The 20,500-nt window shown below is 64.5% G+C and carries 18 protein-coding genes and 1 pseudogene; 17 read left to right on the forward strand and 2 right to left on the reverse strand.

What is annotated here, in order from left to right:
• The first annotated feature begins 541 nt into the window (after positions 1-541).
• The 16 genes and pseudogenes from PSA7680_RS08930 (at position 542) to PSA7680_RS09005 (ending at position 17,601) form a co-directional block, all read left to right on the forward strand.
• Positions 542-766, forward strand: coding sequence for a Flp family type IVb pilin (locus PSA7680_RS08930; RefSeq protein ID WP_245824545.1), 225 nt, complete (start codon positions 542-544; stop codon positions 764-766).
• A gap of 206 nt (positions 767-972) precedes the next feature.
• Positions 973-1,197 (forward strand): Flp family type IVb pilin, encoded by a 225-nt coding sequence (locus tag PSA7680_RS08935; protein ID WP_085868370.1) that lies wholly within the window; start codon positions 973-975, stop codon positions 1,195-1,197.
• A gap of 169 nt (positions 1,198-1,366) precedes the next feature.
• Positions 1,367-2,203: a Flp pilus assembly protein CpaB gene (cpaB, locus tag PSA7680_RS08940; protein ID WP_085868371.1), complete on the forward strand. Its 837-nt coding sequence runs from the start codon at positions 1,367-1,369 to the stop codon at positions 2,201-2,203.
• A 199-nt stretch (positions 2,204-2,402) separates the two neighbouring features.
• Positions 2,403-3,812 carry a type II and III secretion system protein family protein gene (locus PSA7680_RS08945; RefSeq protein ID WP_085868372.1) on the forward strand — a complete coding sequence of 470 codons (1,410 nt, stop codon included), beginning with the start codon at positions 2,403-2,405 and terminating at the stop codon, positions 3,810-3,812.
• A gap of 4 nt (positions 3,813-3,816) precedes the next feature.
• A complete protein-coding gene (locus PSA7680_RS08950) occupies positions 3,817-4,449 on the forward strand; it encodes an OmpA family protein (protein ID WP_085868373.1) in 633 nt (210 codons plus the stop codon).
• A 237-nt stretch (positions 4,450-4,686) separates the two neighbouring features.
• Positions 4,687-5,944, forward strand: a pseudogene (locus tag PSA7680_RS08955) (CpaE/TadZ family protein).
• A 15-nt stretch (positions 5,945-5,959) separates the two neighbouring features.
• Entirely contained in the window at positions 5,960-7,402 is a 1,443-nt protein-coding gene (locus tag PSA7680_RS08960; protein ID WP_085868374.1) for a TadA family conjugal transfer-associated ATPase, read from the forward strand.
• Positions 7,403-7,407: 5 nt separating this feature from the next.
• On the forward strand, positions 7,408-8,376 hold the full coding sequence (locus tag PSA7680_RS08965; RefSeq protein ID WP_085868375.1) for a type II secretion system F family protein: 969 nt from the start codon (positions 7,408-7,410) through the stop codon (positions 8,374-8,376).
• 9 nt (positions 8,377-8,385) lie between these two features.
• Complete coding sequence (locus PSA7680_RS08970) at positions 8,386-9,384, forward strand: type II secretion system F family protein (RefSeq protein ID WP_085868376.1); 999 nt, start codon at positions 8,386-8,388, stop codon at positions 9,382-9,384.
• Between the two features lie 6 nt (positions 9,385-9,390).
• Positions 9,391-9,954 carry a tetratricopeptide repeat protein gene (locus PSA7680_RS08975; RefSeq protein ID WP_085868377.1) on the forward strand — a complete coding sequence of 188 codons (564 nt, stop codon included), beginning with the start codon at positions 9,391-9,393 and terminating at the stop codon, positions 9,952-9,954.
• A gap of 28 nt (positions 9,955-9,982) precedes the next feature.
• The gene (locus PSA7680_RS08980; RefSeq protein WP_085868378.1) at positions 9,983-10,837 is read left to right on the forward strand and encodes a tetratricopeptide repeat protein; all 855 of its coding nucleotides are present in this window, start codon (positions 9,983-9,985) and stop codon (positions 10,835-10,837) included.
• A gap of 4 nt (positions 10,838-10,841) precedes the next feature.
• Positions 10,842-11,339, forward strand: a complete 498-nt coding sequence (locus tag PSA7680_RS08985) for a prepilin peptidase (protein ID WP_085868379.1) — start codon at positions 10,842-10,844, stop codon at positions 11,337-11,339.
• Positions 11,340-11,446: 107 nt separating this feature from the next.
• Positions 11,447-12,757 carry a DUF8689 domain-containing protein gene (locus PSA7680_RS08990; protein ID WP_085868480.1) on the forward strand — a complete coding sequence of 437 codons (1,311 nt, stop codon included), beginning with the start codon at positions 11,447-11,449 and terminating at the stop codon, positions 12,755-12,757.
• A 52-nt stretch (positions 12,758-12,809) separates the two neighbouring features.
• A complete protein-coding gene (locus PSA7680_RS08995; protein WP_085868380.1) occupies positions 12,810-15,215 on the forward strand; it encodes a ligase-associated DNA damage response DEXH box helicase in 2,406 nt (801 codons plus the stop codon).
• Positions 15,216-15,260: 45 nt separating this feature from the next.
• Complete coding sequence (gene pdeM, locus PSA7680_RS09000) at positions 15,261-15,947, forward strand: ligase-associated DNA damage response endonuclease PdeM (RefSeq protein WP_085868381.1); 687 nt, start codon at positions 15,261-15,263, stop codon at positions 15,945-15,947.
• Positions 15,948-16,047: 100 nt separating this feature from the next.
• On the forward strand, positions 16,048-17,601 hold the full coding sequence (locus tag PSA7680_RS09005) for an ATP-binding protein (RefSeq protein ID WP_085868382.1): 1,554 nt from the start codon (positions 16,048-16,050) through the stop codon (positions 17,599-17,601).
• A gap of 3 nt (positions 17,602-17,604) precedes the next feature.
• Here PSA7680_RS09005 and PSA7680_RS09010 read toward each other — a convergent pair whose 3' ends face one another.
• Together PSA7680_RS09010 and PSA7680_RS09015 are read right to left on the reverse strand one after the other, a co-directional pair.
• Positions 17,605-17,928, reverse strand: a complete 324-nt coding sequence (locus PSA7680_RS09010; protein ID WP_085868383.1) for a hypothetical protein — start codon at positions 17,926-17,928, stop codon at positions 17,605-17,607.
• Positions 17,929-17,942: 14 nt separating this feature from the next.
• On the reverse strand, positions 17,943-18,512 hold the full coding sequence (locus tag PSA7680_RS09015; RefSeq protein ID WP_139838596.1) for a hypothetical protein: 570 nt from the start codon (positions 18,510-18,512) through the stop codon (positions 17,943-17,945).
• Between the two features lie 397 nt (positions 18,513-18,909).
• Between PSA7680_RS09015 and PSA7680_RS09020 the strand changes: the two genes are divergently transcribed.
• Entirely contained in the window at positions 18,910-20,418 is a 1,509-nt protein-coding gene (locus PSA7680_RS09020; protein WP_245824559.1) for an arylsulfatase, read from the forward strand.
• Positions 20,419-20,500: the final 82 nt, after the last annotated feature.

Consider the following 20,500-nt stretch of genomic DNA (forward strand, 5'->3'; position numbering starts at 1 on the left):
ACAGCGGCGAGATCACCGCCCATTCCGCATCGCTCACATCGTGTCTGCCCGTCATGCTCACCTCCGTTTCCGAAAGTGAATCATCACACCGCCAAAAACGGAATCCCGTTTATGAGTTCACGACCTAATTCGCCCCTCGCCGCGCAACGGCAGACATTCGGAAAAAGCCGCTCCCTCGGGAGCGGCTTTTTTCTGTTTGCGCTCCCATCCCGCGCCTGCCCGGCGGCGCTCACCCAGCTGGACCGTCCGCCCCTCCCGGCGCGGGGGCACTCGCGACGGCCAGGCGAGGCCGGCGCCCAACCCACCCCATGCCACCCCATGCCGCCCGATCAGGCCAACTGCCCGGATTGGCACATGAAAAGACCCGGAAATGGCGCGAAACTTCCTGAAAAGACCGCGACCCTGCCCAATTTGCGCCCCAGACAGCCGCCATAACGATTTCATACCGAGACGGACAGCGGATCACAGAGGCCGATCCGAGGCAAAGTCCAAATCGGTGAGAAATGAGCGAACCTAAATTCTGATCCTTGGAGTGACTAAAATGATCATCAAGCTTTTCAACAAATTCGCCAAAGACGAATCCGGCGCCGTGACCGTTGACTGGGTTGTGCTGACCGCCGCCCTGGTTGGCCTGGCCATCGCCGTTCTGTCCACCGTCGCCACCGGCGTCGACAACGTGAACGACGACCTGACCGCGTCCTTCACCTCCGGCCAGACCTTCTCCACGCAAGGCGACGGCGTGACCGGCGCGACGATCGGCGACTGATACGCCCCTCGCCGCACAACGGCATGATCCAGGAAAAGCCGCCCAAGGGGCGGCTTTTTCGCTTTTGCCAATGACCAAGGGTCAAGAGGATATCTTGTTGATTTGCCAAATATTGGCCGCATTCCTGTGATCAACAGATATTGTGACGGGAGGCCAAAATGGCCACCCGCTGTTTTGGTACCTGGTGGCATGTTGAGGAGAGAGAAATGCTGCGACACCGAATCCTGAAGACGTTCAAGAAGGACGAAGACGGCGCCGTGACGGTGGACTGGGTCGTTCTGACGGCAGCCCTCGTGGCTCTGACCATCGCCATCCTCCCGGCACTGTGGCTCGGCGTCGATGGCGCCGTGGACGACATGTCCGCCTCCTTCACGAGCAGCGACAGCTTCTCGTCCCAGGGCAACAACGTAACCGCGACGACAGTCGATTGACACGGGATGGTCGGCGCTTCGAAACGATTGTTCTCACATTCGAGCTAAAAATGCCCGCAAGCGCTATTTGATCATCTTTTTGCCCAATTCGGGAATTAACCTCTCGGCAAAGGGCATTCGTGCGCGCCTGAATCGCCGCGGCTGCCGATGAAACCGGAAGGACTTAGTCATGCGTTTGGTATTTGTGTTGGTGTTGATGCTGGGTGTCGGCCTGGCCGGATTCGCCGTTTACATGGCCAAGGATTACGTCGGTGCCTACGAACGCGCGCTCCAGGCCGAAAGGGCGCTGACCGCGCAGATGGTGCCGACGGTGGAAGTCATCACCCTGAAACACCCGATGAAATACGGCGAACGGATCCGCCCGGATGACATCCAGAAGGTCCGCTGGCCGGAAAACGCAATTCCCGAGGGCGCCTTCCTGAGCGAGGAAGCGCTGTTTCCGAAAGGCCCGGAAGAGCTGCGCACGGTCCTGCGCGCAATGGAGAAGGACGAGGCCATCCTCGCCGTCAAGGTCACCGAGCCGGGTGAAGACGCCGGGCTGACCTCGCGCCTCGGCAAGGGCATGCGCGCCTTCGCGATCAAGGTGGACGTGGCTTCCGGCGTGTCCGGCTTCCTGCGCCCCGGCGACCGCGTGGACATCTACTGGACGGGCACCAGCCGCGACAAGGAAGTCACCAAGCTGATCGAGGCCGGCGTCGAGCTCATTGCGATCGACCAGATCGCCGATGGCGACCGCAACGAAGCCCGCATCGCCCGCACTGTGACGGTGGAAGTTACCCCGCAGCAGGTCGCCGCGCTGGCGCAGGCGCAATCCACCGGCAACCTTTCGCTGTCCCTCGTGGGCGCCGAGGACGACACCGTCGCCGAGGCCATCGAAGTGGACCAGCGCCAGCTGCTGGGCATCGAAGATGAGAAAGTCGTTGAAAAGGAAAGGGAAAAGGTCTGCACCATCCGGACCCGCCGCGGCAACGACGTGGTGGAAATCCCGATCCCCTGCACCAACTGATCCGGTGACACTGGTCCGGTGAACGAGGGCTGCGGCGATCCGCGGCCCTTTTCGCATTTTTACATGTGTTGCCACTTCTCCACATCAGGTCAGGGCCGCAACACATTGATTCTTGCAAAAAAACAACACGGCAGGCATGGTTGACAGGTAATGGGCGACAGACCCGTAAAACACGTGATCAAAGAGGCAGGGTCACTCGATGCTTAAGAAATGGATCTCGGCGGCCCTATGTGGAGCCGCTCTCTTCGTAGCAAGTGCACCAACCGGCGCGTATGCCGAAACCCTTCGCGTGCTGCGGGGCTCCGTCACCAGCGCGCTGGCCGTTCCGATGAACCGGGCCGTCGTCGTTGAGAGCGAAGTCCCCTTCGCGGAACTCTCGATCGCGAACCCCAACATCGCCGATCTATCCACGCTTTCGGATCGCACGATCTACGTGCTCGGCAAGATCCCGGGCCGCACCACCCTCACGCTTCTGGGCGTGGACGGCGGGCTGATCGCCAACGTGGAAGTGCAGGTCACCCCGGACGTGGCCGAGTTCAAGGAACGCCTGCGGCAGATCCTGCCGGGCGAGAACATCGAAGTGCGCACCGCAAACGACGGCATCGTGCTGTCGGGCACGGTGTCCAGCGCCGCGCGGCTCGATCGCGCCCTTGATCTCGCCGAACGCTACGCGCCCGAGCGCGTGTCCAACCTTCTCGTGGTCGGCGGCACCCAGCAGGTGATGCTGAAGGTGCGCTTCGCGGAAATGCAGCGCTCCGTCGCCAAGAGCCTGAACCTCAGCGCGGCCGCCAGCGGCACGCTCTTCTCCGGCGATGCCACCATCGACGCCGGCAACAACGCCTTCAGCGACGGTGGCCCCTTCAACGGCAACACCGTCACCTCCCCCAACGAGGCGGCCGGCCGGATGCTGCTGGGCTTCAACGCCGGCAGCGTCGAATTTGCCGTTCTTCTGGAAGCCCTTGAATCCAAAGGGGTTGTTCGCACCCTGGCCGAGCCCAACCTCACCGCCCTCTCCGGGCAGGAGGCCAAGTTCCTCGCCGGCGGCGAATACCCTGTCCCCGTCGCCCAGGACAACGGCACCACCTCGGTGGAGTTCAAACCCTTCGGCGTGGAGCTCAACTTCACCCCGCGCGTCGTGGACGGCGACCTGATCAACCTCTCCATGGTGGCCGCCGTCAGCTCGCTCGACCCCACCAGCGGCATCGTCGCCGACGGCTTCCAGATCAACGCCTTCAAGCGCCGCGAAACCTCCACCACCGTGGAAATGCGCGACGGCGAGAGCTTCGCGATCGCCGGGCTGCTTCTGGACGACTTCCAGGACAACGTGTCCCAGATCCCGTGGATCGGTGACATCCCGGTGCTCGGCACCCTGTTCCGCTCCACCGACTTCCAGCGTGACCAGAGCGAACTGGTGATCATCATCACCCCGCATCTCGTCACCCCCACCCGCGGCGAGGCCCTCGCCCTGCCGACGGATCGCATCAAGCCGCCCTCGGAGGCCGATCTCTTCCTGAACGGCAGCCTCGTGGGCAACGCCAATGTGTCCGGCGCCGCCGGAGAAGTGGCCCGGCAGGATTTCTCCGGTTCCTACGGCTACGTGATGGAGTAAGCAGATGACCAAGCACCTCATTGCCCTCCTCGCCCTGGCCGGGCTTGCCGCCCTGCCCGCCTGCAGCAACAGCGATTTCTACGGCGAAGCCGGCCAGTCCATCGATGAAGGGGGCTTCGGCAACCCGACGATGAACAACGTCCAGCTCCAGACCGGCCAGAAGAGCTACACCGAAAGCCTCGCGCGCCGGTTCGCCGAAGAGGTGCCCTCCACGGTGAACTTCGCCTTCGACAGCGCGGTTCTGGACCAGAGCGCGAAGCTGACCCTGCGCAAACAGGCCGACTGGATCCGCCAGTTCCCGGAAGTGCGCTTCCGCGTCTACGGCCATACCGACGCCGTGGGCTCCGCCGGATACAACAAGAGCCTCGGCAAGCGCCGCGCCGACGCGGTGGTGCGCTACCTGTCGAGCCTCGGGATTTCGACCTCCCGCCTGGAGGCCGTCGTTTCCTTCGGCGAAACCCAGCCGCTGATCGTGTCGGAAGGCCGCGAGCGCCGCAACCGCCGCACGGTGACGGAGGTTTCGGGCTTCGTGGACAGCCACCCGGCGGTCCTGAACGGCAAATATGCCGAGGTGATCTGGCGCGAATACGTCCAGAGCGCGACCGAAGTCTCCACGGTGACGGAAGCCACCGAATAGGCGAAACAAGCTGACGGGCCGCGAGGCCCGGCCTTTGGGGCCGCTCCCGGAAACGGTGGCGGCCCTTTTCTTTGATCGTCGCAAGATACCGAATAATTACGGTCTTTTGGCCGCAATCTTGCCCAGATTGTTCACCATCTTCCTTGACTGACGAGTAAAGCGACGCATTGCGAGTCGCGAGTCGGACGGGCCGTACATGCCGTATGGCCTCGGTGACAGACGGAAGGACGTGAGGAAATGAGTAGTGGCGCGACAATGCTGAAGCCTGAGCCGGCCCCGCTCCTGGCGTGCACGATTTCCCGTGATGTGCAGAATTTCGATCTTCTGATCGAGGACATGGAAGCGGAACTCGGTGAAAGCTGGGGCGACCTCGGCTTCGAGGATGCGCTGATCTTCCTGAAGCAGGATGACGCCCTGACCCTCGAATTCGTGGCGATCGCGGTGGACGAGGAAGACGAGTCCGACATCGATCTCGTCGGCCGCCTCGTGAGCACCGCCAAGGAGCGCGGGATCAACGTGATCCTGATCGCCGACAACGTGAGCCCCAACACGCTGCACCGCCTGATGCGGATGGGGGCGCAGGATTTCATCCCCTACCCGCTGCCCGAGAACGAGCTGCACGATGCCATCGAGCGGATCCGCCGGAAGGGCATCGAGGCGGCGGTGAGCCCGCCCGAAGACGACGGCCCCACCGCCAGGGGCAAGGCCCGCGGCGACCGCAGCGCCGTGATCCTGCCCGTGCACGGGCTGGCCGGCGGCACCGGCGCCTCCACCCTTGCGGTGAACCTCGCCTGGGAGCTGGCCACGATCGACAAGAAGGATCCGCCGCGCGTCTGCCTGATCGATTTCGACCTGCAGTTCGGCAGCCTCTCCACCTATCTCGATCTGCCCCGGCGCGAGATCGTCTATGAGCTGCTCTCCGATACCGAACACATGGACGGCGACAGCTTCATGCAGGCGCTGCTGACCTACAACGACAAGCTGCACGTTCTGACGGCCCTCCCCCGAGATGCTGCCGCTCGATATCGTCGGTCCCGAGGACGTGGACGCCATCATCGAGATCGCGCGCACCAATTTCGACTACGTCGTCATCGACATGCCGTCCACCCTGATAAGCTGGACGGAGGCCGTGCTGGCCCAGGCGCATATCTACTTCGCCACCATGGAGCTGGACATGCGCTCGGCGCAGAACGCGCTGCGCATGATCAAGGCGCTCAAGGCCGAACAGCTGCCGGTGGAGAAGCTGCGCTACGTGCTGAACCGTGCGCCGAAATTCACCGATCTCTCCGGCAAGAGCCGCGTGAAGCGGCTTGCCGAAAGCCTCGACATCAAGATCGAACTGCTGCTTCCCGACGGCAGCAAGCAGGTCAGCCAGTCGGCGGATCATGGGCTGCCGCTGGCCGAAAACGCCGCGAAGAACCCGCTGCGCAAGGAAATCGCCAAGCTCGCGAAATCCATCCACGAACGCAACCTTTCCTCTGCCGAAACGGCCTGACCATAGGAGGCGACCGTGTTTTCCCGATACAGCAAGACATCCAAGACCGCCGCCAAGAAATCCAAACCGGCTGAACCCGCGCCCGAACTGGCCCCGGTGCCCAGCGCCGAGAAACCGGCCCCGCGCCTGCGCAAGGAGCTGAAGGCCCCGGCGCGCGCCACGCCGGACGACAAGGAGAAGAAGCGCAAGGAACGGCTCGGGGAAATCAAGGTCGAGCTGCACAAGCGCCTGCTCGACAACCTCAACCTGTCCGCGCTCGAAACCGCCTCCGAGGCGGATCTGCGTGCCGAGATCATCGACATCGCGTCGGAATCCCTCAACGAGATGAGCGTCGTGCTCAACCGCGAGGAACGCGCGCAGCTCAACCAGGAGCTTTTCGACGAGGTGACCGGCCTCGGCCCGCTGGAGCCGCTGCTGAAGGACGAAAACGTCAGCGATATCCTGGTGAACGGCCCGCACCAGATCTTCGTGGAGAAGAACGGCAAGCTCCAGCTGAGCGACGTCACCTTCAAGGACGAACGCCACCTGATGCGCATCATCGACAAGATCGTCTCCGCCGTCGGGCGACGCGTCGATGAATCCAACCCCTACGTGGACGCCCGCCTCGCCGATGGCTCCCGCTTCAACGCCATGGTCCCGCCGATCGCGGTGGATGGCTCGCTGGTTTCCATCCGGAAGTTCAAAAAAGACAAGCTCAGCATCGACGATCTGGTGAAATTCGGCGCCTTCACAGAGGAAATGGCTGCATATCTGCAAGCCGCCGTCGCCACGCGCCTCAACATCATCGTGTCAGGCGGCACCGGCTCGGGCAAGACGACGACCCTCAACGCCCTGTCGAGCTTCATCGACGACAGCGAGCGCATCCTCACCATCGAGGACACGGCCGAACTCCAGCTGCAGCAGACGCACGTGGGCCGGATGGAGAGCCGCCCGCCCAACGTGGAAGGCAAGGGCGCCGTCACCCCGCGCGACTGTCTGAAGAACGCCCTGCGGATGCGCCCGGACCGCATCATCGTGGGCGAGACCCGCGGCGAGGAGGTGATCGACATGCTCCAGGCCATGAACACCGGCCACGACGGCTCGATGACCACGATCCACGCCAACTCCGCCCGCGACGGCGTGAGCCGGCTTGAGAACATGATCGCCATGGCCGGCATCGAGATGCCGATCAAGGCGGTGCGCAGCCAGATCGCTTCGGCCGTGAACCTCATCGTGCAGGCCAGCCGCCTTCAGGACGGCTCCCGCCGCATGACCTCGATCACCGAAATCACCGGCATGGAGGGAGACGTGATCTCCATGCAGGAGGTCTTCCGCTACCAGCGCGTCGGCCTCACCCCCGACAACAAGATCATCGGGCATTTCACCGCCACCGGCGTGCGTTCGCACTATTCCGAACGCTTCCGCATGTGGGGCTACGATCTGCCGCCCTCGATCTTCGAGCCCATGGCCGCGGAGTAAAGCCCATGCCGATCAATATGGAACTCATCATCTACGGCGTGATCTTCGTCGCCGTTCTGCTGCTGGTCGAAGGGATCTACCTGACCGTCTTCGGCAAGTCGATCAGCCTCAACAGCCGGGTGAACCGCCGGCTGGAGATGTTGGAAAAGGGCATCGGCCGCGAACAGGTGCTGGAGCAGCTGCGCAAGGAGATGGGGCAGCACATGCGCTCCCGCTCCTTCCCGCTCTATTCCATCCTCGCCGAGAAAGCGCAGAAGGCCAACATCGCCTTCTCGCCGAGCCAGATCATCATGGTGATGATGCTTCTTTCGGTGGTGGCCTTCTTCGGGCTCACCATCGGCACCAGCGCGGCCCTGCCCGTCCGCCTGCTCGTCTCGCTCTGCATGGGCGTGGGCGGCGTGTATTTCTGGATCAACGGCAAGGCCAAGAAGCGCCTCGCCCTGATCGAGGAGCAGCTTCCGGATGCGGTGGACCTGATGGTGCGCTCGCTGCGCGTGGGGCACCCGTTCTCCTCCGCCATCCAGATCGTGGCCCGCGAAGTGCCCGATCCTCTGGGCTCGGAAATGGGCGTGATCTCAGACGAAGCCGCCTACGGGCGCGACGTGGGCGAAGCGCTCAAGAGCATGGCCGAACGGCTGGACATGCAGGACATGCGCTTCCTCGCCGTGGCGGTGACGATCCAGCAGCAATCCGGCGGCAACCTCGCCGAGATCCTGGCCGGCCTGTCCGCCGTGATCCGCGCCCGCTTCCGCCTGTTCCGCCGCGTCAAGGCCATCACCGCGGAGGCGAAATGGTCGGGCATGTTCCTTTCGGGCTTCCCCTTCGCCGCCCTGGCGATGATCAACATCATCCAGCCCAACTACTACGACGACGTTAAGGAAACCGCCGTGTTCATCCCGGCCTGCCTGGTGGTGGCCGGCTTCCTCTTCGCCAACGTCATCGTCATGCGCCGCCTCGTGGACATCAAGGTATAGGAGGGCGAGATGGAATTTCTGAATACATTCAACGCGATGCTGAAGGAAAACTTCGGCGAACTGGGGCCCTTCGTCGTGGTCGGCGTGCTGGGCATCCTTCTGATCGCGCTCACCCTGCCCTTCCTGCTCAACCGCAAGGAAGATCCGCTGGACAAGCTGAAGAAGGCGCAGCGGCAGGGCGGCACCTCCGTCGAGAAGACGGCCCTGCGCTTCGACACCAAGGACGACAAGCTCGAGAAATACGCAAACTTCCTCGAACCCCAGGATGAGGAAGAGTATTCGGCGGCGCGGCTTCAACTGCTGCGGGCGGGCTATCGCTCCAAGAACGCGGTGCGCATGTTCCACTTCGCGCAGTTCGCGCTCGGCCTCGGCCTCCTCGGTGCCGGCGCCATTTTCGCCGTGATCACCAGCCAGACGAACCCCGACACCTCGATGCAGAAGACGCTGATGATGGTGCTCCTTCCGGGCGTGCTGGGCTACTACCTGCCCCGCTACTGGGTGAACAAACGCGTGGCCCAGCGGCAGGAAGAGATGGTCAACGGCTTCCCCGACGCGCTGGACATGATGCTCGTCTGCGTCGAGGCCGGCCAATCCATGGACCAGGCGATCATCCGCGTCAGCCGCGAGTTGCAGGCCGGCTTCCCGGCGCTGGCCGAGGAATTCGCCACCGTCGCCTACGAGCTGAAGGCCGGCAAGGATCGCCCCTCCGTTCTGAAGGACATGTCCGAACGCGCCGGCGCGCCGGACATCGCGAGTTTCGTGACCGTGCTGATCCAGTCGGCGACCTTCGGCACTTCGATCGCGGATGCGCTGCGGGTCTTCGCCGGCGAAATGCGCGACAAGCGGGTGATGCGGGCCGAGGAAAAGGCCAACACCCTGCCCACCAAGATGACGCTGGCCACAATGATGTTGACCGTGCCGCCGCTGCTGATCATCCTGATCGGGCCGTCGGTCTACGGGATTGCAACCCTGCTCGGCGGAGGCGCGGCAACGAGCATCGGGAACTAGTCCAAGGTGACATCAAGACATCTGCTGATCTCCATCCTGCTGGGATCTCTCGCCGCCTGTGCACCCACGGGCGGCGAAAACGATTCCGCGCCCGGCCCCTACGCGCCCCCGGTGGACCGCGCGGCCGACTCCGTGGACGGGCTGATCGTGGGGCACCGGCTGATGGAAGCCGGCGAATACGAGCTTGCGCTGAAATCCTACTACCGCGCGGCGGCCGAAACCGGCGTCACCCCCGATCTGCTGTCCGCGCTCGGCTCGGCCAACCTGCGCCTGGGGCGCCTCGGGCAGGCGGAGCGCCTGCTGCGGCAGGCCGTGGAGCGCGATCCCTCCTTCGTGCCGGCGTGGAACAACCTGGGCGTCACGCTGATGGAAATGGGCCAGTTCGGCGAAGCGAAGGAGATGTTCCGCCGCGCCTATGCGCTGGATAGTGGCGAAAGTGACGCCATCCGGGAGAATTTTCGGATTTCTGCTGAAAAAGTGAAAAAACCCGGCTATGGTGCCGAGAACAATAATGAATTCGCGTTGATGAGGCGGGGTAGCAACGAATACCTGATCCTCCACGCACCTTGAGGAAACGAGCAGTAAGGGACGCAGGAAAATGCGCCACAGGTTTCTTGTATCGATCTGCCTTGTGAGCAGTGTTGCTCTGGCGGCATGCGAAAAGAACGTCAACGCGGACGCCGAAGTCGAGCGGGCCGTGAAGGATCTGAACGTCATCGACGAGACGAACCTCAACGACATCATGCTGACGGTGGCTGACCCCGACGAAGCCGTCGCCTACTTCAAGAAGGCCGCGCTTGCCAATCCCGACCGGCTCGACATGAAGCGCGGCCTGGCCGTGTCCTACATCCGGGCGAAGAGGCCGCGCGAGGCGGTCACCGCCTGGCAGGCCGTGGTGGATCATCCGGACTCCACCCACGACGACAAGGTCGAACTGGCCGGCGCGCAGATCCGCAACGGCGACTGGTCCGCCGCCGAGGCCACGCTGAACTCGGTGCCGCCCACCGTGGAGACCTACAAGCGCTACCGGCTGGAAGCGATGGTGGCGGACTCCAAGAAACAGTGGAAGAAGGCCGACAGCTTCTACGAAACCGCGCTCGGCCTCACCACCAAGCCCGCCGGCGTGCTCAACAACTGGGGCTATTCCAAGCTCACGCGCGGCGATTTCAGCGGCGCCGAGAAGCTCTTCGCCGATGCGATCAGCTATGATCCCAAGCTGTTCACCGCCAAGAACAACCTCGTTCTGGCACGCGGGGCGCAGCGCAAATACGATCTGCCGATCCTCGATGTGACGCAGGACGAGCAGGCCGAACTGCTCTACACGCTGGCGCTTTCCGCCATCAAGCAGGGCGACGTGAAGACGGGCCAGGGCCTTCTGAAGGAAGCGATCGAAACGCATCCGCAGCATTTCGAAGCCGCCGCACGCGCGCTGCGTGCGCTGGAAACGGGCTGATCCGATGCTCGAAATCAGCAGCTTCTCCGCGTGGTGCTTTCTGCCGCTTGCCACGCCCATCGGCGTCTGGGTGGCCTACAACGACATGAAATTCATGAAGATTCCCAATGTCGCCGTGCTGGCGCTGCTGGGCGTTTTCATCGTGGTCGGGCTTTTTGCCCTGCCCTTCGATCAATATCTCACCCGCCTGCTCCAGGGCGTGGTCATCCTGATCCTGGGCTTCATCGTGAACATGGTCGGCCTCGTCGGGGCGGGAGATGCGAAATTCGCCGCCGCCATGGCGCCTTTCATCGCCCTGGGCGATGCCACGCGGTTCCTGATCCTCTTCGCCGCAGTTCTGCTGGCCGCCTTCGCGACCCATCGGATCCTGCGCGGCATCGGTGCCGTGCGGCGCCTCGCCGATGGCTGGGCCTCCTGGGAGACACGCGATTTCCCGATGGGGCTGGCCCTTGGCAGCTCGCTCATCTTCTACCTGCTTCTCGGGGCGCTCCACGGCGCCTGACGCGCTGATTTTCCCCAGCTTATGCCCGAATTTCGTCAGGATTTCCTGATTGAATGGCCCGGACAACCGGCGCCTGCACGCGCCGCATGAACGATGAGGGCACGAAGATGAACATGGAAACCGGCTCGGTCATGGCCCCACCGGCTCCGCGCTCGCTGGAGGGGATGCAGCTTCCGATCGTGATGATGCGGGACATTCTGCTGAAGACGATCTTCCGCAAGAACGTGACACTGGCGACCGAAATCGCACGCGCAATCTGCCTGCCCGTCCCGGTGACGCAGGAGTTGATCGACATCGCCCGCGATCAGCGCCTGCTGGAGGCCACCGGCACGCTGCACGCCAACTCCGGCGGCGAAATGGGCTACCAGCTCACCGATGCCGGCAAGGCACGCGCGCTGGATGCGCTTTCACAATCCGAATATTACGGCGCCATGCCCGTTCCGCTGGATGTCTATCGCGAACAGGTCAAGCGCCAGTCCATCCGCAACATCCAGATCACCCGTGACCAGCTGACCGGCGCGATGGGCCACCTCGTGCTGCCCGACAACCTGCTCGGCCAGCTCGGCCCCGCCGTCAGCTCGGGCCGTTCGATCCTGATGTATGGCCCGCCGGGCAACGGGAAATCCTCCATTTCCAACGGCATACGCGACGCGCTCGGGGACAAGATCTACGTCCCCCGCGCCATCGAGTATTCCGGCCAGGTGATCACCGTCTACGACCCGATCGTGCACTCCGCCGCCGAGGAGCAGGTCGATGATCCGAACTCCCTGCGCCGCACGTCGGGCCGCTTCGACACGCGCTACGTGCGCTGCGAGCGCCCCACGGTGATCACCGGGGGTGAACTTTCACTTTCCATGCTTGATCTCGTCTACAACCCGGTGGCCCGCACCTACCAGGCGCCGCTGCAGCTGAAATCCACCGGCGGCGTCTTCATCGTGGACGACCTCGGCCGCCAGGCCGAACCGCCGCAGGCGCTGGTGAACCGCTGGATCGTGCCGCTGGAGGAAAGCAAGGACATCCTCGCGCTGCAGTCGGGCGAGAAGTTCGAAGTGCCCTTCGACACGCTGGTGATCTTCTCCACCAACTTCCACCCCAACGAGATCTTCGACAAGGCGGCCCTGCGCCGGATCTTCTTCAAGATCAAGATCGACGGCCCCAGCCAGGAGGATTTCCTGAAGATCTTCGCCCTGGTGGCCCGCAAGAAGAAGATGCCCCTGAACGAAAAGGCGCTCGTGCACCTGCTGCAGAAGCGCTACCCCGAGATCGGAAACGTCTACGCGAACTACCAGCCCGTCTTCCTGATCGACCAGATGATCGCCATCTGCGAGTTCGAAGGCATCCCCTACCAGATGACACCCGAGTTGATCGACCGCGCCTGGGCCAACATGTTCGTCAAGGACGAGGTGATCGTGAAATAGGCCCGCACAAGGGCCTCTTTCCTTTTGCGCATGCGCCCCTATTCTTGCGCGCATGCGTGATCTGCCCCCCGTATTCCAAGAGTGGTTTGCCCGCCGCGGCTGGGCCCTGCACCCGCATCAATCCGAGATGCTGGCACGCGCGGAGTCGCCCTGCCAGCTTCTGATCGCTCCCACCGGCGGCGGCAAGACGCTTGCAGGATTCCTGCCAACGCTGGCCGAACTCGGGCAAAATCCCGCGCCCGGCTTGCACACCCTCTACATTTCCCCCCTCAAGGCCCTGGCCGCCGACATCAAGCGCAACCTGCGCACGCCGGTCGAGGAAATGGGCCTCGCGATCCGCATCGAGGACCGCACCGGCGACACCCCCCAGACCCGGCGCAAGCGCCAGCGCGCCGATCCGCCCCACATCCTGCTCACCACGCCCGAAAGCCTTGCCCTGCTGCTCTCCTACGAGGATTGCGCCCGCACCTTCGCCGGGCTGCAGCGCGTGGTGGTGGACGAGATCCATGCCCTCGCCGAAAGCAAGCGCGGCGATCAGTTGATGCTCTGCCTCTCGCGGCTTCAGGCGCTCTGCCCCGGCCTGCGGCGGGTGGGCCTGTCGGCGACGGTGGAGGATCCCTCGGCCATCGCCACCTACCTGGCGCGCAATCCCGACCCCTGCGACATCCTGCAGGCCGATCCCGGCCCCGAGCCCGATATCGCGATGCTCCATACCGAGGAGGCACCGCCCTGGGCGGGGGGCGGCGCGGCCCATGCGATCCCGGCGGTGCTGGAGCAGATCAAGGCCCATCGCACCACGCTGATCTTCCACAACACGCGCGCCCAGGCCGAGCTGTTCTTCCACAACCTCTGGCTTGCCAACGCCGAGGGCCTGCCGATCGGCATCCATCACGGCTCCCTAGCCCGCGAGCAGCGCGCGAAGGTGGAAGCCGCCATGGTGCGCGGCGATCTGCGCGCCATCGTCTGCACCGGTTCGCTGGATCTGGGCATCGACTGGGGCGACGTGGATCTCGTGATCCAGATCGGCGCGCCGAAGAACGTGAAGCGGCTGGTGCAGCGGATCGGCCGCGCCAACCACCGCTACAACGCCCCCTCCAAGGCCCTGTTGGTGCCGGCCAACCGGTTCGAGGTTGTCGAATGCCTTGCGGCGCTTGAAGCCGTGAAAGCCCGTGATCTGGACGGCGAGCCCCGCGGCCCCGGCCCACGCGACGTGCTCTGCCAGCACATCCTGATCCGCGCCTGCGCCGGGCCTTTCTCCGCGGAGGATCTCTATGACGAGGTGCGCAGCGTCGGGGCGTTCCGCGACCTGTCGCGCGCCGCCTTCGACGCCTGCCTCGACTACTGCGCCACCGGCGGCTACGCGCTGCGCCGCTACGATCAATGGCAGCGGCTGATGCAACAGCCCGACGGCACCTGGCGCCTGCGCGATCCGCGCTCCGCCGCCCGGATCCGCATGAACATCGGCACCATCCAGGACACCGACAGGCTGAAGGTCCGGCTTCGGGGGCGCCGCGGCGGCAAGCCGCTGGGCGAAGTCGAAGAGGCTTTCGCCGCAACGCTCACCCCGGGCGACACCTTCCTGATCGGCGGTGAAATCGTGCGCTACGAGGGCCTGCGGGAGATGGTCGTTGAGGTGACGCGGCGGGCCGACAGGAAGCCGAAGATCGCCACCTTCATGGGCACGAAATTCGCCACCTCCACCCAGCTTACCCACAGGATGCTCGCGTTGCTGAACGCGCCCGACTGGCCGCAGCTGCCGGCCCATACGGCCGATTGGCTGGCGCTCCAGCGCGAGGTCTCGCGCATGCCGCGCGCCGACAGGCTGCTGTGCGAAAGCTTCCCCCACCAGGGGCGCGCGCATTTCTGCGTCTACGGCTTTGCCGGGCGCAACGCCATGCAGACGCTTGGGCTCTTGCTGACCCAGCGCATGGAGCAGGAAGGGCTGGCGCCGCTTGGCTTCGTCGCCACCGATTACGCGACCCTGATCTGGGGTCTGGACCCGGTGGAGGATCCCGCCCCGCTCTTCACGGCCGACGGCCTGCGCGACGGGCTGGAGACCTGGCTCGCCGGCAACGCCGTGATGAAGCGCACCTTCCGCGCCTCCGCCATCATCGCCGGGCTGATCGAGCGCAACAGCACCGGCGCGCGCAAATCCGGCCGGCAGACGGCCTTCTCCTCCGACATCCTCTACGACACGCTGCGCAAATACGATCCCGATCACCTGCTCCTCCAGATCACCCGCGAAGAGGCCCTGCGCGGGCTGGTGGATTTCGGCCGCATCGAGGAGATGCTCGCCCGCATCCGAGGCCGGATCGATCACCTGCGCTGCCCCCATGTCACGCCGCTCGCCGCGCCGCTGCTGCTGGAAGTCGGCAAGGTGCCGGTGAAAGGCGCCGCCGAGGAGCGGCTTCTGCGCGAAGCCGAGGAGGCGCTGCTGGCGGAGGCCGGGATCGGCTGACGCTTTGCGCTTGCACAAGAGCCGCCCGCACTCCATGAACGAAGCATGAACGCCCACGCCTTCACCTTCGCCGGCCACGACCTGCAGGCCCTTGCCTGCGGCGCCCTGTTCTGGCCCGAGCAGGAGTTGCTTTGCGTCTCGGATCTGCACCTGGGCAAATCGGGCCGCATCGCCCGCCGCGCCGGCCTGCTGGTGCCGCCCTATGAAACCCTCGATACCCTCGCCCGGCTCGATGCGGCTCTTGCCGAAACGCGGGCGCGCACCGTCGTCTGCCTCGGCGACAGTTTCGACGATCTCGCCGCGGCGGGCGGGCTCTCCGAGGAGGAGTCGCTCTGGATCGCCCGGCTGCAGGCGGGGCGCCGTTGGATCTGGATCGAGGGCAACCACGATCCCGGCCCGGTGGACGTGGGCGGCCAGCACCGCGAAAGCCTGTCGCTCGGCGGGATCGTGTTCCGCCACATTGCGGATGAGACGGCCAGCGGCGAGATTTCGGGCCATTACCACCCCAAGGCCCGCATTGCGCTGCGCGGCAGAAGCCTTGCGCGCCCGTGCTTTCTCGTCTCCGCGCAGAGGATCATTCTGCCCGCCTTCGGCACCTATACCGGCGGGCTCGACTGCCGCGACGCCGCCTTTGCGCCGCTTCTGAAACCACCCGTCTTCGCCGTCCTCACGGGCACGCGTGCCACGCCCTTCAAGTTGAAACAACCCACCAAAACGACCCCATTGCGGTAGCCCCTCAAAGTTGCAATAGTTCTGGTTGGGACACGTAGAAAGTACGGCCTGTGCAGGCCCGGCGCAGGCATGCCGTTCAGGTTGGGGAGAACGACGGCGAATGATAAGGGTTGACGGTGAAGACGGCCGGCATGTTCTGTCGGCTTTGGAACGGATGAACGTGGGGCTCATCCTCATCCCCCCTGCGGGCTCCAACAGGGAAACCCGCCTCAACGAGCCAGCCGCCCGCTTTCTGGCCGCGGCCGGCCAGACAACGGCACAGATCTTCTGCCAAGACAGGATCGCGGACATCCTTCAGGATCTGTTGCGGGAAATGGTCTCCCGGGAAGCGCCGGATTGGCTGAATTTTCTGCACGACCTGCGCAACGGCCGGAACTACGCGCGCTGCGAGGTAACCCCCTCACCGGACCGCGAAACACTTTTGACCTTCCAGCGAATGCCCGATGGCATGGCCGCACTTTTCTTCAGCGACATCAGCGACGTCAGCCAGCACAGGATCCGCCGCCACCGCACCGACAAGCTGGCCACGCTGGGCCGGCTGGCCGCGAACTACGCGCATGATTTCAACAACTACCTCGCCGTGATCGACAGGCAGCTGGAGCTCATGGCCGTTCAGGATGGGCTCACGCCAGAGCTGGCCCGGCTTCTGGAGCGCGCCCAGTCCACGGCGCGGTCGGCCGCCGGGCGCTCGCTGGAACTGCTGACCTTTTCCAAACCCAAGCGCGCGGCGCAGAAATGGATCCGCGCCCGCGAGATCATCGGACGGCTGCGCGCATCGACGGCCTTCATGCAATCCGAAAACCTCTTGCTCAGCTTCGCGGCGGACACGCCGCTCGCGGTCAACTGCGACGCCATCTTCCTGCACTCCGCGCTGCTGAACCTCGTAATCAACGCCTGCGACGCCTGCGGCCGCAACGGCAGCGTGTCGATCTCCGCGCGCGAGGCCACCGGCGCCGACAAGCAGGGCCGTCTGCCTCCGGAAAGGCAGGGTGAGCGCTGGCTCAAATTCTCCGTGACCGACACGGGACCGGGCATCCCCGAGAACATCCGGGGCGAGATCTTCGATCCCTTCTTCACCACGAAATCAGAACAGGGCGGCAGCGGGCTGGGGCTCAGCATCGTGGACAGCTTCATCCGCTCGAGCCAGGGGATGACCTACATCGAGGACACCTCGCCGAACGGCACCACCATCTCGCTGATGCTGCCCGCGGATCTGCCCGAAGGCGGCGCCAGAAGGCCTGCGAAGCTGCAGGCCGAGGATGGCGCCGGGCTCCGCGTGCTGATGGTGGAAGACGAGTTCCACCTCGCGGAGTCGACGCGCATCCTGCTGGAGCGGCGCGGCTTCTCGGTCACGCTGGCCCATTCCCTGGAAGAGGCCATGCCGCACGTCCTGTGCGAGTGCGCGCAGTTCGACGTGGTGCTTTCCGACGTCATCCTGCCCGACGGCAACGGCCTGGAGCTTTGCCGCCGCAGCAAGGCGGTGGCCCCGGACAGGCCCGTCCTTCTCATCTCCGGCAACATCCCGGAAATTTTGGCCGACGGGCTCGGCGACTGCGGTGCCGACCAGGTTCTGATGAAGCCCATGCCGATCTCGGATCTGGCCGAGGCGCTGGTGGCCAGCGTCGCCCCCGTCGCCTCCGGCAAGAGCGGCTGACGCCTACCGAAGGCGCCCGCCTCCGCCGCCGCCACCGGGCCGCGAGGGCCGGGTCGGACGGCTCGGCGGTTTGGCGATCGGCGGCACGGGCCGCGCCGGGGGTTTGGCGATCGGCGGCACCGGCTTGGGCGGCTTGATGTCCGGCCGGTCCGGGCGGTCGGGCCGGTCCGGGCGATCGTGATCGTGCACGTAGATCGACGTGCGATAGGGGTAGTAGTCATAGCCGTAGCCGTAATAGGCCCCGACGCTGGCGTTCTCGCAGCCCGCAAGGCCGAGGCCGGCGAGCGCCAGCAGGGCGAGAGGGGCTTTGACGGATCGTTTCTTCATGGTGGACCTCCCCCTCACATCGGCCGGAACGAGCGCACGAGCGCATTGATTTCATCGCGGTAGAGGCCGCGCGCGCCCTCCTCGCCCACGATCAGGCCGATCACCATGCGCGGGCCGGGCATGTCGATCAGTGCGATGGTGAAGCTCACCGGCCGGCCATCACGGCTGCCGGTGCCGGTGTAGGTCCGGGTGCTGCGCCCGCCGATCGTGGTTTGCCGGGGTGGCCCGAGGCGCGGATCCTCCACCAGCCGAAGGTCGAGCGACCGGATGTAGGCCTCCGCCTGCGCCGTTGTGCTGACGCCATCGGGCGAGACGAAGCCGACCCAGACGCGCCGATCCGCCTCCGGCCGCAGGCCCAGCACGCGCGGCACGCGCGTCACCTCCTCCGGCGCCTGGCGTGCCTCGAAGCCACCGGCGCTGACGACCCAGTTGTCGGGCACGCGCAGCGAGAAGATGTCGCGCCCGCCGGTTTCGTAGCTGGCCATGATCTCGGCCGTGGCGGGCACCGCGCCCAAGGCCAAAACCGCCGCGCAGAGCAGGGAGCGCACTCCCGCCCCGCGGCTTTCCCGATTTGGTTTCAACATCACTCCTCCGCAATCGTCTTTGTGTTCTATCGAGATGACTAGATACCACCCGCCCCCACAAAACAAGGCTGCGCACCATTCCACCCCAAGGGCTCAAGATTCTGAAAAAATGGAGTTTCCCGGTTTCCTAAGCGTGGTTCCGGTGTATCCTTTCTTCCACATCTTCCGGCCTTGGGTGCGAGTTCAGTTTTTTTCAGAGGCCCAATATTCAGGGCGAATGCCCGGCAATCCAAGTTAGCGCGGGCCCGTTCGGGGCCCCGATATTCATTTCGGACAAGGGCGCGTGCCCCGACAGGGAGGAACAATGAACCCCTCGACAGACTTCACCCCTTCAGCTTCGATCCGCGCCGGGGCCATCGCCCTTGCCGCCGCGGTGGCGCTGACGGCCTTCCCGACGATGGCGCAGGAGGCTGAGAAACCGAACATCCTCGTCATCTGGGGCGATGACGTGGGCCAGTCCAACATCTCGGCCTACACGATGGGTCTGATGGGCTACAAAACCCCCAACATCGACCGCATCGCCCATGAAGGCATGATGTTCACCGATTACTACGGCGAGCAATCCTGCACCGCCGGGCGCTCCTCCTTCATCATGGGGCAGTCGGTGTTCCGCACCGGGCTTTCCAAAGTGGGCCTGCCCGGCGCCGAGGAAGGCATGCAGATCGAGGATCCCACGATCGCGGGCCTCTTGAAAGCGCAGGGCTATGCCACCGGCCAGTTCGGCAAGAACCACCTGGGCGACCGCGACGAGCACCTGCCCACCAACCACGGGTTCGACGAGTTCTTCGGCAACCTCTACCACCTCAACGCCGAGGAAGAGCCCGAGAACGAGGATTACCCGCAGAACCCCGAGTTCCGCGAGCGCTTCGGCCCGCGGGGCGTGATCAAATCCTCCGCCGACGGCCAGATCGAAGACACCGGCCCCCTGACCAAGAAGCGCATGGAAACGGTGGACGATGAAACCGTCGCCGCGGCCATCGATTTCATCAAGCGCCAGGAAGAGGCCGACAAGCCCTGGTTCGTGTGGTGGTCCGGCACGCGGATGCACTTCCGCACCCATGTGTCTGACGAGAAACGCAAACTGGCCAACGAAATCGCCGGCAAGAACGTCGACGAATACCAGGCTGGGATGATCGAGCACGATCTCCACATCGGAGAATTCCTCGACGTGCTGGACGAGCTTGGCATCGCCGATGACACGTTCGTCTTCTACTCCACCGACAACGGCCCACACATGAACTCCTGGCCGGATGCGGCGATGACACCCTTCTGGGGCGAGAAGAACACCAACTGGGAAGGCGCATGGCGCGTGCCCGCGATGGTGCGCTGGCCGGGTAAAGTTGCCCCGGATACCGTGTCCAACGAAATCGTCCACCACATGGACTGGCTGCCGACCTTCCTCGCCATGGCTGGCAACGAAACGGTGAAGGAAGATCTGCTCACCGGCATCACCGTGGCCGAAGTGGGCGGCGGGCGCGATTACAAGGTGCATCTGGACGGCTACAACATCCTGCCGATGCTGACCGGCGAAACCGACAAGAGCCCGCGCAACGAGATCTTCTATTTCTCCGACGACGGGGATCTGATGGCCCTGCGCTATCAGGATTGGAAGATCACCTTCATGGAGCAGAAGGAATGGGCCACACTCAGGGCCTGGATCGAGCCCCTGACGGTGCTGCGCACGCCGCTGATCTTCAACCTGCGCCGCGATCCCTACGAGCGCGGCTACCGCACCTCCAACACCTACTACGACTGGATGCTGGATCGCGCCTACATGCTGGTTCCGGCGCAGCAGTACGTGGCCCAGTTCCTTGAAACCTTCAAGGAATACCCGCCGCGTCAGGAAGCCGCCTCCTTCAGCCTCGACAAGGTGATGGAGAAGCTTTCGGAGCCCAGCTCGCAATAGGGTTCCAACTGCCGGGAATATGTTGGAAACTTCCCCGGCGGGGCCTGCTCTGCGGGCCCCGCCCTGTTATCTCGGAGGATGA

The sequence above is a fragment of the Pseudoruegeria aquimaris genome, from assembly GCF_900172235.1.
Taxonomy (GTDB): domain Bacteria; phylum Pseudomonadota; class Alphaproteobacteria; order Rhodobacterales; family Rhodobacteraceae; genus Pseudoruegeria; species Pseudoruegeria aquimaris.